Raw genomic sequence first — 13,257 nt, 5'->3', positions numbered from 1 at the left:
AGTACAAATGTTCAATTACTTCTGTCAGCCCTGCTTTTGCCAAACCCTTGTTAGCCGTTCGTTGTTTCTTTTTCGTTTGTTTTATTGTCTGTTTTATGTTTTAGTAGTTGTCTAATTGAAACCAAGTGTCCAAATAATACGATTGGAACGATAAATGTCGGCAACCAACTAAATGGAAAATTTAAAATCGCAATATTCGGTTGGTCAAATGCAAATTTTTGAATTGGTGAAGGTGCTGAAAATAAAGCGTTGACAACAATGTTTATCAAAAGTCCGAGGCAAACAAAGTTCCAAATTAAAACTGCCTGTTTGTTGAATTTGTTTTTTGTCAGCCAAAAATATGCAATAAGTGGAGCTGTTATTCCTGCAAGAATGTCAAAGTTCCGTCCTTCAAAAGTCATTAATTCAGGTATTGCTTTGTTGAGAAAAAGCCAAAACAAAACTATTTCAACTGGTATTCTCACAATGTTTAGATAGGTCAAGTTTTTAAGTGGTAAACTGTCTATGAACTGTCTGCCTTTTGAAGTTGTAAAAAGTAAAATTAATGTCAATATTGTCGGTAAAATTCCTGTCAATATAATTTTTGGTGGAAATGAATTGGGGTCGGTGTTGTAAATGTTTTTAAGTGTCAAAGCTGCTTGAATTATTAACCAAATTGTCAAACTGATAAAGATTGGTGTCGCAAGTTTTTGTGTTTTTTCAAAGTTTGAGTTTCTAATTGTCCAAACGAAAAGTAGTAATGTCGCAACTGTCGTCAGTCCGAAAATTAGTGAGATGTATGTCGGTAAATTTTCTATCATTTTTCCTGTTTTTTAAATGTTTGAAGTGTCGCAATACAATGACGGCTAATGGGGAGCGGCTTTGCGGGGGTCAGAGGGCGCGAAGCAGCCCGAAGACTCACGCAAAACCGCTGTTCGCCGAAGCGAAGCGAGCGAACAGCGGTGGAGCCGCTCCCCATTCAGCTAAACGGAGCGAAGCGGAGTTTAGCTGAACGTTTTGCAGATAGCCGAAGTGCCCGCACCTTTTTCATCTCCGCCGAAGCCCTGATAGCTATCGGGGTGGAGGTATTATACAAAAAAGCGGGCATTTTGGCTAGGTGCTGTTAGGTGCTGATGTTTGATATAGTCACAAACCATTCAAAGTCACCAGTCATTATAATTGTTTTATCCGTGTCAAACAATTCTACCTTTAGTTTTACCAATGCTCGTTTTCTTGTCAAGAGTTGTTCAAGTATTTCGTCTAATGTATTATCAATTAAGTGTGCAGTTGAATTTATTTGTCCATTTGCAGGTTTTTTATATTTAATTTCAACGTGTCTCACAACAGGAATAAGTCCCGAGTCGAATTTTGGAAAATTAACTAGTAGGAAATGTCCGCTTGTAGCTTCAGCCAATGAAAATAATGCACTTGCGTGTACTGTCCCTAAATGATTAGTGTAGTCACTCTTGTCGTCCAAACTTAACAGATATTCTGGATCTGTCGAAACTTTCATTCCGATTAATTTATTAAATGGTAAGTCTGTTATTTTCATATTTATTACTTGTCTTTACATTTGCACCTACCGGGGAGCGGCTTTGCGTTCGGGCGGGTTTCGGAGGACAAAACTGTCAACCTGCACTGCACTTGAATAGAAGCACAAAACTCCAAGTTTGCACGTCTCCCGCCTGACGCAAAACCCGTGTTAGCGGTAGTTGCTAAGTTCTTTGTTGATAATTAAAGCAAATTGTTCTATGTCCAAGCTTCTTTTATCACTGTCCTTTGCAAATGCGAGTATTTCTCCACCTAAATTTGTAATAAAAAAGTACGGACCATCATACATTGTTTTTCCAAATTTTGACAAAACAATCGAATAATCTTCATAAATGGTGATTACATTTGAATGAATACTAACAGGTATACTTGCCCTCATTTGATTGTCAATAAATTGTTGAATGTATTTATTCGGTGCTTGTTTGGGTGAAACGATGGGAAACTCCAAATAGTTAAAATTTGGATGTTTACTAAATTGGTTAACAATATTTTTGCTCCAATAGTCAATAATACGTTGTTCGTCTACCTGAAAGCCAATTGAAATAAAAGTTATTTTGTTTAGAAGTATTTCAGGAGTTTGAACTTCAACACCCGAAAGGGTTCTTCCTGATAATAGTGGAAACAACTTATTTTGCATTAGTTGAAAAGGACGATTTAAAGTTATCAAGCCAGTTTTTCATTCCAGTATCCAATCCTTTTTGGAATTGTTTTTTAAAGAGCCAAACGATTAAGCCATTCATTTCCTCATAGTCATAAACTGTTACTTGTCCATCATTTTCTTCAAGTGTCCAAGTGTTAATACCTGTAACTCCTTTTGCTGTCGCCTTAAATTTGAAAGTTTTAAAAGGAATAACCTCTAATATCTCCGCTTTAAGTTTAGTCTTGTCATACTGGTAAGTAAAAATTAATCCATTTTTTATGGTTGTATCTACTAAATAAATATTACTCAAAGTTGGATGCCAAGACGACCAATTTTGAATATCAATCAATTTTGCCCAAACTAATTCAATAGGGGCATTTACTGTTACGCTATATCTGCTCTGTATCATTTTTATTGCTTTTTTGTTATAACACTTTTTGAGGGTATTTGTTTGCAATTACCGCTAACGGTTTGGGTATTGCCGAAGGCGGGGCGTTTCAGCACTACTGTTGATTTGAAAAACTAAAGTTCGGTTAAGCACAAAAGTGTCATTGAAGCACGTCACCCCCGCTTTTGGCAATACCTTGTTAGCGGTTCGTTGTATTCTTAGTTTATTACCGCATTAATTTTTGCCCAAAGTTCATTGTCAAAACCAGAAACTGCAAAACTTGGATTTGCGGGGTCAGACGCTTCTCCCATTCTTACAATCACCATCTTTTTACTTTGAATTACATAAATTCGTTGGTCGTTTGCTCCCATAGCAGCATACATATCGGCTGGTGCATTTGGTACCAAAAAACCCTGATAAACTGTTTGTGAACTGGGAGCCATATAACTTGTTTTCCCATTCAACCACCATAAATATCCATAAGATGGATTGACATTTTGAGATGTTGAGATACTTTCATTAAAAAAGGATTCATTTATAATTTGTTCGTTATTCCATTTTCCTTTGTTCAGTGCCATAAGTCCAAACCTTGCCATACTTCTTGTTGTACTATGGTAAATGGTGAAAATGGTTCCAAAATTCCAATAACCATCCATTCCTATTTTTGCCTTTATTTTTTCATTAAAATAACTTTCAAAAGACTTACTGCTTACATTTGAAACAATATCTATTAATTTTTGGAATATATTACTATAAGCCCACCTTGTTCCTGCATCTGCAACGTATGTCAAATTAGGTTTAATAACATATTGTTTTGTGTCATCATTACCCGATGTCATCGTGAGTAAGTGCCTTACAGAAATTAGGTTTTCTTTTGCCAAAGGCATACTCGTCCATTGCACACCTAAATAATCCGATGCTTTGTTGTTAATGTTCAATAAACCTTCTTGTTGTGCAATTCCAATTGATGTAGCAACTAAGGTTTTGCCCGCACTATTCCATTCCCAAGTTGTGGTTGCAGTGTGACCACTAAAATACTCTTCCATTACAATTCTTCCATTCACAAGTATCATAAAAGACTTTGTATTTTTCTGAATTAGAAAGTCTTTCAATGGTTGAACAGCGTTTTGATTCCAGTTTAAGCTTGAAAGTGATTTTGTTTCCCAATTTGAATTAGATGGGAAATACATAGATTCGGATGGCGTAGGTTGAACAACATCATCATTTTTACTACAACTCGTAATTGATAGTAGCAATAACAATAAAATAGGGAGAGACCTCATAAATATTGTGCTTTTAAGTTTGATATCAATTAGAGTCTTTATTTGTCAAAAGGTTTAAAGAGTTTTTGTATTTTTTTTGGGGTACATAATTTCACAATGATCGCCAAGCCTATGTTAGCGGTTTGTTGTTTTGTCTGCTCGTCTAATTGTAAAACTCTTTGATTTTACTTGCCACAGAAATATAGGTATTTGAGTTTGAATAATAGCCCATTGCAAATAGTCCCACCATACTTTTTATCCAATCAACTTGTTTTGGCTCTCCTAAAAAACTCTCTCCACCTGGATAAACTCTTATATTTCCTTGTGTTGATATTTCACCACTTGCTAATATTCTACTTTTTTGCCAATCTGACGCACAACTCAAACAATTCCACAAGTTTGCTTTTAAATTCAAACTATTGGGCAAAATTGAATATAAATTAAAGCCTACATTTAAGGAAACTCCTTGATAACTACTGTCCCAACCATTACCTTCTAAAAAATATCCTTCAGGGTGTTTTTTGGAAATGCCAAGATTGGTAAATGAAATTCCTGCATTTTTTAGGTTGTTATCATTTAGCCAAATTCCCAAACCATAGAGAGCCAAAGCGTTGAAAAATAATCTGTTTGGTGCATTTTGGTCTGCTGTTTCCAAAATGTTTTTTTGTGCGAGTAACCAATTTGCAGCAAGTGTTATCTTGGGTCTCAAGGCTTCTATTCTATTTTTGTAACTTGCCATAGTTGTTGAATTGTACCAACTACTTTGCTCAAAATTGTTGAGTGCTAAACCAACAGAGGCAAGAAAAAAGGAAACACCACTTGCCAAATCTGCTTGGTTTGGGGTTTGGCTTGCTAAGTTTGGCGGTACAACTAATTCAAAATTTCCATCTGGTTGTTGTTTTGCAAAAGAATATTCAATAGACTTTATAGCATATTCTAAGGCTTGACTATTTTGTTTTGCAACTGCATAATCAGATTGTGCTAATATTCCTACTTGAAACCTTACGTGAAAATAGCCATTTTTATTTCTACTCATTGCCCCCTCACTATTTGGTACATCAACAGAAGCCAAACCTTGAAGTATGTTACTATCAAAGGATTGTAAGAGTTGGTTTCTTGTCAAATTATTTTGGTTTGGAATTATTTGGCATTGATAGTTGCTATTATCTTTTACAAATTCGTCTTTCTCTTTGCAACTTGTCAAAAGCATAAGAGTTGTCAAAATAAAATATTGTAATTTATCCATTTTTATTTTCGTTTTTTGAGTTTGACATATTTTGTTGGCAAAGGTTAAATTGAGTGTTGATTTTTATTTTTACAATAACCGCTAATGGGGAGCGGCTTTGCGAGGGCCATTGGGCGCGAAGCAGCCCGAAGACTCACGCAAAACCGATGTTCAGCGAAGCGAAGCGAGCGAACAGCGGTGGAGCCGCTCCCCATTCAGCTAAACGGAGCGAAGCGGAGTTTAGCTGAACGTTTTCGGGCTTTGCGTTCGGGCGGGTTTCTGAGCACAAAGTTTCAATTTATTACTAAAGTTTATTAGAAGCACAAAGCTCCAAGTTTGCACGTCAGCCCGCCTGACGCAAAACCCGTGTTACCAGTAGTTTTTATCTTCTCGGTTCCCATATTTCTTCGCCATTTTGGTTAATATAACCGTATTTGAAATTTTCGTATTCTGTCCCGATAATTACTTCGGAAAGGCCATTATAAAAGTCGTCTACGTGAGTGAATTTCGGTTCTATTTTTACAATTCCTGTTTTGTCAATGAACCCATATTTTTTATTTCGTCCTTTAGGTTTAAAGACGGCTAATTCTTCTTTGAAATGTTTTATTAAATCAAATTCATAAGGAATAATTAGTCTTCCCTTTTCGTCAATGCAGCCATAGCCTTCGTCCCAAACTGCACAAAGTCCTTCGGAAAATCTTATATCAGCACCTTGATAAATTGGTTCAATTAAAAACTCATTTTGGTGATTTATAAAACCATATTTGTCGTTGCGGTTTGGTTTTCCATCGTTGTCTTTTTTTGGTGCAACTGCTCCTTTGCCTTCATAAAATGGTCTTGTCGATTTATAATTAAAGTCTATTATGATTTGGTCGTCTATATCAATAAAACCCCAATTACCTTTGTCATTAGGGCAATTAATTAAACCTTCTCTAAGTTCAGATATTAAAAAATTTCTACCTTTAAGTTTTGTCTTTCCATTTTTGTCGATAAAAAAACCTTTTGATATAACACTGTCTTTTACTAATGCAAATCCATCTGAAAAACTTTCACAACTATAAAATTGTGGTTCTACAGCAAACTCACCATTCTTGTCAATGTAACCGAATTTTTTATTTAATTCAACATAAGCAAGTCCTTCTGAAAATGGCATTGCTAAATTGAATTTAGGTTGAATTACAAAATTACCTTTGGTGTCAATATACCCAGCTTTTCCGTTAACTAATACACTAGCAAGTCCTTCGGAAAATTCACGGCAACCAAAAAAGTCAAATGAAAAGTCAATAATTATTTGTCCAGTCGAGTTTATGTAACCCGATTTCCCGTCTTTTTTTGCTGGAAATAGTTTTGGTGTGTCGTTCATAAAATTACTGGTAATGGGGAGCGGCTTTGCGGGGGTCGGAGGGCGCGAAGCAGCCCGAAGACTCACGCAAAACCGATGTTCAGCGAAGCGAAACGGTACAGCCCCTCCCTATTTGAAAATTTTAATGCAAAAAAAGTTAACGGATTAAATATAAATTGAATCGATGATAAACCAATAGCTTAATATGATGTAAAACTAACAGAACTGGAGAGAAGTCCGTTATCTTAATCTTTTGCATAATATGCTTTAATAGAAACGGAAAGTCGCCTTTTTAAAAAACGGAAGAAATGGTAAACAAAAACAGAAGTAAAGAAATAAATGAATAAGTAGGTTTATTATTAAAGTATAAAAATTATCAATGAACAAATAACTAAATTAAATTTGGTTTAAGCAAAAACACTCATACCTCAGACACGGATAAAATTTTAGCGATTTTTTTTGCCACGTCCATATTCTCCCAATATCCGGTATGACTATTTAATAAAGACCCCGTGTCAACTTCAATATCCCGGAGTGTTTTGGGATTATTGGTATTTGATGCAAAAAACCCTTGAAGCGGATAGGCTATTGGGTCGTAAGGGTGATAAAAATTAAGCCAATGTTTAGAAACAGGATTGATAAGATTGTTAAAATTATCTTTCCATAAATCGCTCTTACGCATAAAGAACAAACCGATTGGCGAACCCATTGTAAAAAAATTTCTGAAATTTTCTTGATAAGGTTTTACTACCGATGGGGTACTCGTCGAATTAGTAGGATAGAAAAACTGATTCTTCGCAAACAAGTAGTAGAGAAAATCAAATGCAATTACCGACCCTAAAGAATGTGCAATAATGCTATAGGGAGCGTCAGCGCAATGCGCAAGCAATTCTTGCTGTACCGCTTTACGAATGCCGTTGTCGTTTTCGTCGGTATATGCAACCACATCGCCGATAAAATATGTAATGAAATACCGAGCGGCTCGATTTAAATCACTGAAAATTTCCAACGAAGTAAAGTGCCGTGGAATTTCAAATTGAGGAAATGCTCTTTTGAAAACCAATTCCTCGCCTTGCGCCGTTTTATCATGCCAATGAACAAAAACCGGTTCAAAAAGCTCGATAAATTTTGTTTTACTTTCGGCGGAGAGCAAAAGAGTTAGGTTGAACAGCATGTCGTCGTACGCATCTTGCGAACTGCCTTCGCCCATTCCGTGAATGAAGATTAACTTATGCTTCTTCTGCATCGAGCGTAAAAATTTAATTTACATTATAGAATTTCAATACGCCTGTTACAAGTAAATCGCGCTCGCTCATTCGGCGATAAGTTAAGCCCTTCAATTCAACAAGTTGGCCGTTGACTTTGGCTTTATTCCATACTAAAAGCCGCGCTCCCGCCTCAGCGATATTTTTTTGGTTAATGAATTTTAATGCGCTGCTCCGCAGAAAACTGCCCGTGCCGACATTGTAGGCAAAGGAAGTCAATGCACCGATTTGATTGTCATCTAATTTTGGTTTCACAGCATTGCGTACGGCTTTTTCAAACGCAGAAATGTCACGCAAAAATAAATCATCCGCTTGGCGATCGTCAAAATTTGGAAATAATTCCAGTGCGCGCTTGTAATTTTCTTTTCCGCGCACAAATTGACGAGTAATTGGATCCACGATGGCATGACCCCAGCCAATTGTCCAAATGCCGACCGGGTCCATCTTTGGCTGAATGCCGAGTTCCTTTAAGTTACCGTCGTGCAAGCTTTCGTAATGCTTGATGAGTTTGATTGCGTTCTCTGAGATTGGCATAAAAAAAATTAGGGAAAGCTATTTTTTAAAAAATTCAAATGAAAGACGTTCTTGATTTTCAAAATTAGTCAAGATTAGAAAGTTTGGCTTGTTTACGGAATTACATATTACAGTTCCAAGATAAAGCTTCATTTAACCACTGAACCGCCAATTTCTTATAGGTGCTGTTGCCAACCGTATTCATTTTCCTTTATTCTCTATCCCTTTAATATACCTATTCGCATAACCTTAAATATTCATTCTTTAAAGCATTTGCTACTTACCAAGAATAGAAATTATGAATGAAGATAATAGTATTAAACTTATTAAAGATTGTAGTCCCGTAATGCTTCTAACCCAGCCTTTTGGAATAAGGAAACTTTCTGAACCTTGGAGGCGATAAAGCCAGCTACCTATGTCAAATTCCCTGAATCCAACAGCAAAAGCAGAAAATACACTAAGCTTTGTTGCCGTTCCAAAAGCAATCCATCCACGCTCTTTTATTGGTGAAACAATTCTATTCCCGTCTCCATCTATTCTGTCAGCTGGCAGGATTTTATATATTAATCGTTGGTTGGAACTTAAAATGGCAACGAAATAAATGACTGCAAAGAAAGGTATCAAACCTATTAGTATTAGTAATGCTCTAAGCTGAGCAAGACCATAGTCGGTAGTCCATTCCCAAAACACTAAACGAAAGAGAGCCTTCATGTAATTTTTATCTTCTAGAAGTTTTCTTGTTTTAGAATATTCTATAGCTCGTCCAATTTTGCTTGAAATATCTTCTCTCCCAATTTCTGCAAAATTATTTCTTAATTGGTAAAGAGCATCTGGATAGTTGTTATACTGCATAAACTCAATATTTTTTGCTCGTCTAAACGACATTAAATTTGGGAGAAACTCAGAGTTTATTTCAAAGTTAACTTCTGACATGTCTGCTCCACCAAGGTGTGAATTCTTCAATGATGCACCAAGAAAATTTGCTTTCCTAAGATCGGCATCATTAAGGGTCGCTGAATCAAGATTTGCTCCAGAAAAATTCGCTCCTTCTAACTTTGCCTTGCTCATCTGTACATGACTAAGGTCTCGGAATGAAAAATCTGCATTTGTTAAATCCGCTTCAGTAAATATTACACCAGCAAATGAAGGGAAAAAGTGCTCGGAAACATCAAAGCCTTTGTAACCTGATAGAATTGCACCTGTTAAATTTGCCCTTAATGAGTCTTCTTGTGAAATGTAGTCTGAACGTTCTATATGAATCGAAATACTTTTTTTAAAATCTCTTTCTTTTAGCCACTTCTGATGATTTTCCAAAACCTTTCTTAAAACATGTGTAGGTTTGCCATCAATCACCAATTTCACTCCATCAAATGGGTTCGCTCTATTTTGTGCAAATGAAGATAGTGGCATGCTCAAAAGGACGAGTGGTAATAATATGATCTTAACAGACAACATAAAATAATGTATATAATTTGCGGTTGTTAACAGTCTCATAGTTTGCAGTGTTTATTTTAATATGGTTGCCAACGTTTTCGGGCTTTGCGTTCGGGTGGGTTTCGGAGCACAAAACTGTCAATACAACACAAAAGTTGATGCGAGATAGAATGTTTAATTAACCAAATCACCCGCCATTGAGCCAAACGCCTGTTACCTGCTGGGCTTTATTTTGTTTTCATTTTTCCAATCAGTCTTTGTTTGTTAAACCCTGCTATTTGAATAATTCTGTCTCGCTTGCTTCTTTCTACAAAGTTTGTATATAAATACCTCTTAATGTATTCTCTCAAGATGCACTGAGCCAAATAATTGTCCTTAACATTTTCAAATAAATTTTCTAATTCTTTAGTATCAATTTGATCATAAAAAGTTTTAATAGCGAATGTTACTATTTTGGAAGCTGTAGTGTCTATGTTTGCATTAACTCTGTCAAATAATTCATTTTGGCCTTTTGTTCCAACTGCGAACATTAGATTAGTCATACTATCTACACAAATACGCCACGAAATAAATTGAAGTAAATTTCTTACTGTCTTTTCTATTAACTTAATATCTATTTCGCCACGTTTACTTTTCTTTTCTTCTTCCTTTTTCTTTATATCCTCGACTATTGCTTCAATAAGTAATTCTTTGTCTTTTTCTAGCATACCTGAATAGAAACCAAGAAATCTAAAAACGGTGTTGTAGGCTGCTTCAACAAGGTTGATAAGTTTTTCCTTTTCAAAGTCACCACTTTGATTCATTACAATCTGACCGATGATTTTAACTGTTCTAAAGGCTTGATTCATTTCGATTGCCTCAGAAGGTAATATACCTTCTTCATTATCGCTATCTGTATCAACTCTATTCCTTCTCTCAATGGCATCTTTTTTCTTGAGTTCCTTTTTTACTTCTTCTTTTGGGTTTCTATCTTCAATTATTTCATCTTTGATTTCATTGGTGAACTCAGTTATAAATTGCACAAACGCGTCATCCTTACTTAATGTTAGTGGATTAGCTTTCTCAAAAGGTATTTGACTAGTGAAAACGATACTATCTATAAGAATTTGTGCCTTTGAATGGTGAGAAAGAAAAATCAAAATATTGGCATTTATCTCTAAATGAATATTGTTACATAAGTCGTATATAAGATCTTGATAGCTTTCTATGTCTGTTGAAATTTTTTGGGCAATTAGGAAGTAGTATATGTATTTGTAAGAAAAAGTGTAGTATTCATCATCATATTTCAAAATATTAGAGTTGCAAAGTACACTAAGAATTTTATCACTTGTTAATGATTTGTGACGAAAATATTTAGCTGAATATTCTAAAATAAAACTGTCATAATCTTCTCTATTAAAAGGGCTTTTCTTCTTGTCGTACATATAAAAAGCAAGTTCTTTGAGAATATTCAATAAACTCGTCAAAACTGAATCTTTGATTCCTTCTTTAATGAGACCTGCTTTAATTAAAACTAGGTAGATATTAGCATATGATGTTTGCGAAAAATTTTGAAGATTATCATCAAGATTTTGTAAAAGAGACAATATAAAAATTGGGTATGAAGGCATCAACCTATTGCCAATTAATGAATTGATTTCATTAAATCTTGATTTTACAGTATTTAATATTACTTCTTCTTGAATCGTCAACTTATTTTCGCCAATCAAGAGCCATTGTTCAATTAATTCACTTCTCTTTTCGTGACCAAGCGGTAAAAGCTTATATTTAAAATAGTCCTTAAAGCTCGTAGCTTCCTCAGTTACATTTTTTGAACTGTAGGTGTTGTCAGATGTAACAATTATTACTTCAAAATTATTGTTGAATGATTCAACTAATCGTTTTTTATATTTTGAATTAAGACTTGATTTATGGAAGTTGTCAAGTAAAAGTACTTTCTTGTCAAGTTGGAAAAATAAATCTACATTTTCACTATCGTATTGCTCCTTTAAAACCTTTTTTACTAATTTCTTAACATCTGTTTCATTACAATATTTACCTCTCAAATAAATTGGAGTAAGCCCCATTTCATAATACCTTTTGTAAAGGACATAGAGCAATGATGTTTTACCTGATTGGTCAGCCCCCTCAATTAATATATTTACATTGTTTTCATTTTTAACTTGTTCAATTAATTCAGAGGAGTTTGGATATTGAGCTACGTAATTGTCTTCTTCGAGCAATGGCTCTAGGTCTGGATATACGAATATATCGGATAAAATTAATTTTGGTTTTTTTGAGTGTTTTAATGGGATGCTTAATTCTGTGATTTTTGTTTCAAATTCTTTATTTAAAATAAATTCTCGTTTAACTTTTTCAATTATTTGATGTTTGTCCTCTGTCTCAACTAAATACGTTTCACCATTAAAATTGAAAGTTTTAATATTTATTGACTTGTCAGTTAGGTCTATTTCATAAAGACAAAACCCTGTTTCAGTAATAACATTTTTATTGAAAGCTTTGCCACCGCAAAAAACTACATTATTGTTTTTTTGAAGTACAGCCTTAGGATTCCCTTTGTCGTGTTCGTGGCCATAAATTACAAGATTTGAGCTATTTATTAAATGCTCTTCAAATCGTTGTTTATTATTTCTTCTTGTATTTGCAGAAAGCCAATCTACGGGATGATGAAAAACAGAGATTACATATTCGCCATTTTCATTTTCAATAAATTTATTTTCAGGAATTATAAGTGACCCTTGTTTTTCGTTTATTTCAGTAAGCCAACTTGTATTGTAACAATGAAAAGTCACCTTGAAATCTAAATGTGGTCTGAATTCATATTTATAAGATACTAAATTTCTATCCGATAATTCTGTTACATCATTTGTGAAATCCCAAAAATCAGACTGAACAGCCATAGCGTCTATGAAATAATCTTCTTCATTAATTATATCTGTTTTGCAATCATTTAAAATTGATTGTCGAGTTTTCTTTTCATTGTCAAAACAACAATCGTGATTTCCCGGAACTGCAATGATTTTAATATTTAACAATTTCCACTTTTCCTTTAATCTACCTGTTAGCCCCGAAACAAAAATTTTGGCTTTTTCAAATTCAGATTTTCTACCAAAATTTACAATGTCTCCGGAGAAAACTAAATATAAGTGTGAAATCTGTTTAATATCATATTCTACAGATCTAACAAGGTTTTCAATTCTATTTGTTAAGTCGTCTTCTTGTATATGTAGGTCGCTTAAATGTAATATTCCAATTTTCATAGTTTATTATTTCTGTTGGTATTTTAGCCTTGCAGGTAACGGGGAGCGGCTTTGCGGGGGTCTGAGGGCGCGAAGCATCCCGAAGACTCACGCAAAACCAATATCCACCAAAGTGGTGTTTTACTTAAAAATTGTTGCTAAAAAAACTCAGGATAACGAAAGGACAAAAGGAATGGCGGATTGAAGGAAAAAACGGGCGGAAGTCGCCGAAAATCTAAAAAGGGTTACTTGCAAGCCCACTTCAAAAGCCGCGCAATTTTAGAATATAACAACAAGATTCAATAAAAAAAACTTTTTTTAATGTAACGGTAGTTAAGTGGTTTTACATAGAAGTCAAAGAAATAACGATAAGCTATTTCACAAGGCGGTGCGAAGATGTATTTTTGGAAAAGTAGTAA

General features: G+C 34.7%; 11 protein-coding genes. All 11 read right to left on the bottom strand.

Annotated features, from left to right (window positions below; all coding sequences use genetic code 11):
- Positions 1-50: 50 nt before the first annotated feature.
- The 11 genes from SFU91_14900 to SFU91_14850 all read right to left on the bottom strand — a co-directional run bounded on the left by SFU91_14900 (position 51) and on the right by SFU91_14850 (position 12,859).
- Positions 51-800: a hypothetical protein gene (locus tag SFU91_14900; protein ID MDX2130321.1), complete on the bottom strand. Its 750-nt coding sequence runs from the start codon at positions 798-800 to the stop codon at positions 51-53.
- A 302-nt stretch (positions 801-1,102) separates the two neighbouring features.
- Complete coding sequence (locus SFU91_14895; GenBank protein ID MDX2130320.1) at positions 1,103-1,531, bottom strand: YiiD C-terminal domain-containing protein; 429 nt, start codon at positions 1,529-1,531, stop codon at positions 1,103-1,105.
- A gap of 150 nt (positions 1,532-1,681) precedes the next feature.
- A complete protein-coding gene (locus SFU91_14890) occupies positions 1,682-2,167 on the bottom strand; it encodes a hypothetical protein (GenBank protein ID MDX2130319.1) in 486 nt (161 codons plus the stop codon).
- The gene (locus SFU91_14885; GenBank protein MDX2130318.1) at positions 2,157-2,579 is read right to left on the bottom strand and encodes an SRPBCC family protein; all 423 of its coding nucleotides are present in this window, start codon (positions 2,577-2,579) and stop codon (positions 2,157-2,159) included. The genes SFU91_14890 and SFU91_14885 overlap by 11 nt, the downstream gene beginning before the upstream one ends.
- Positions 2,580-2,776: 197 nt before the next feature.
- On the bottom strand, positions 2,777-3,748 hold the full coding sequence (locus SFU91_14880; GenBank protein MDX2130317.1) for a serine hydrolase: 972 nt from the start codon (positions 3,746-3,748) through the stop codon (positions 2,777-2,779).
- 235 nt (positions 3,749-3,983) lie between these two features.
- Positions 3,984-5,066, bottom strand: coding sequence for a hypothetical protein (locus tag SFU91_14875; GenBank protein ID MDX2130316.1), 1,083 nt, complete (start codon positions 5,064-5,066; stop codon positions 3,984-3,986).
- 361 nt (positions 5,067-5,427) lie between these two features.
- Complete coding sequence (locus SFU91_14870) at positions 5,428-6,408, bottom strand: WG repeat-containing protein (protein MDX2130315.1); 981 nt, start codon at positions 6,406-6,408, stop codon at positions 5,428-5,430.
- 400 nt (positions 6,409-6,808) lie between these two features.
- Positions 6,809-7,633 carry a hypothetical protein gene (locus SFU91_14865; protein MDX2130314.1) on the bottom strand — a complete coding sequence of 275 codons (825 nt, stop codon included), beginning with the start codon at positions 7,631-7,633 and terminating at the stop codon, positions 6,809-6,811.
- A 13-nt stretch (positions 7,634-7,646) separates the two neighbouring features.
- Entirely contained in the window at positions 7,647-8,186 is a 540-nt protein-coding gene (locus tag SFU91_14860; GenBank protein ID MDX2130313.1) for a lysozyme, read from the bottom strand.
- A 255-nt stretch (positions 8,187-8,441) separates the two neighbouring features.
- The gene (locus SFU91_14855; GenBank protein ID MDX2130312.1) at positions 8,442-9,659 is read right to left on the bottom strand and encodes a pentapeptide repeat-containing protein; all 1,218 of its coding nucleotides are present in this window, start codon (positions 9,657-9,659) and stop codon (positions 8,442-8,444) included.
- 167 nt (positions 9,660-9,826) lie between these two features.
- Positions 9,827-12,859, bottom strand: coding sequence for a metallophosphoesterase (locus tag SFU91_14850; protein MDX2130311.1), 3,033 nt, complete (start codon positions 12,857-12,859; stop codon positions 9,827-9,829).
- Between the last annotated feature and the right edge of the window lie 398 nt (positions 12,860-13,257).

It is taken from the genome of Chloroherpetonaceae bacterium, from assembly GCA_033763895.1.
Lineage (GTDB): Bacteria > Bacteroidota > Chlorobiia > Chlorobiales > Thermochlorobacteraceae > JANRJQ01.
This window is presented reverse-complemented; position numbering and strand designations above follow the sequence as displayed.

Bases quoted from the DNA above. Each gene is read 5' to 3' on its own strand.
- SFU91_14900 (MDX2130321.1), bottom strand. From the start codon at position 800: ATGATAGAAAATTTACCGACATACATCTCACTAATTTTCGGACTGACG.
- SFU91_14895 (MDX2130320.1), bottom strand. From the start codon at position 1,531: ATGAAAATAACAGACTTACCATTTAATAAATTAATCGGAATGAAAGTT.
- SFU91_14890 (MDX2130319.1), bottom strand. From the start codon at position 2,167: ATGCAAAATAAGTTGTTTCCACTATTATCAGGAAGAACCCTTTCGGGT.
- SFU91_14885 (MDX2130318.1), bottom strand. From the start codon at position 2,579: ATGATACAGAGCAGATATAGCGTAACAGTAAATGCCCCTATTGAATTA.
- SFU91_14880 (MDX2130317.1), bottom strand. From the start codon at position 3,748: ATGTATTTCCCATCTAATTCAAATTGGGAAACAAAATCACTTTCAAGC.
- SFU91_14875 (MDX2130316.1), bottom strand. From the start codon at position 5,066: ATGGATAAATTACAATATTTTATTTTGACAACTCTTATGCTTTTGACA.
- SFU91_14870 (MDX2130315.1), bottom strand. From the start codon at position 6,408: ATGAACGACACACCAAAACTATTTCCAGCAAAAAAAGACGGGAAATCG.
- SFU91_14865 (MDX2130314.1), bottom strand. From the start codon at position 7,633: ATGCAGAAGAAGCATAAGTTAATCTTCATTCACGGAATGGGCGAAGGC.
- SFU91_14860 (MDX2130313.1), bottom strand. From the start codon at position 8,186: ATGCCAATCTCAGAGAACGCAATCAAACTCATCAAGCATTACGAAAGC.
- SFU91_14855 (MDX2130312.1), bottom strand. From the start codon at position 9,659: ATGAGACTGTTAACAACCGCAAATTATATACATTATTTTATGTTGTCT.
- SFU91_14850 (MDX2130311.1), bottom strand. From the start codon at position 12,859: ATGAAAATTGGAATATTACATTTAAGCGACCTACATATACAAGAAGAC.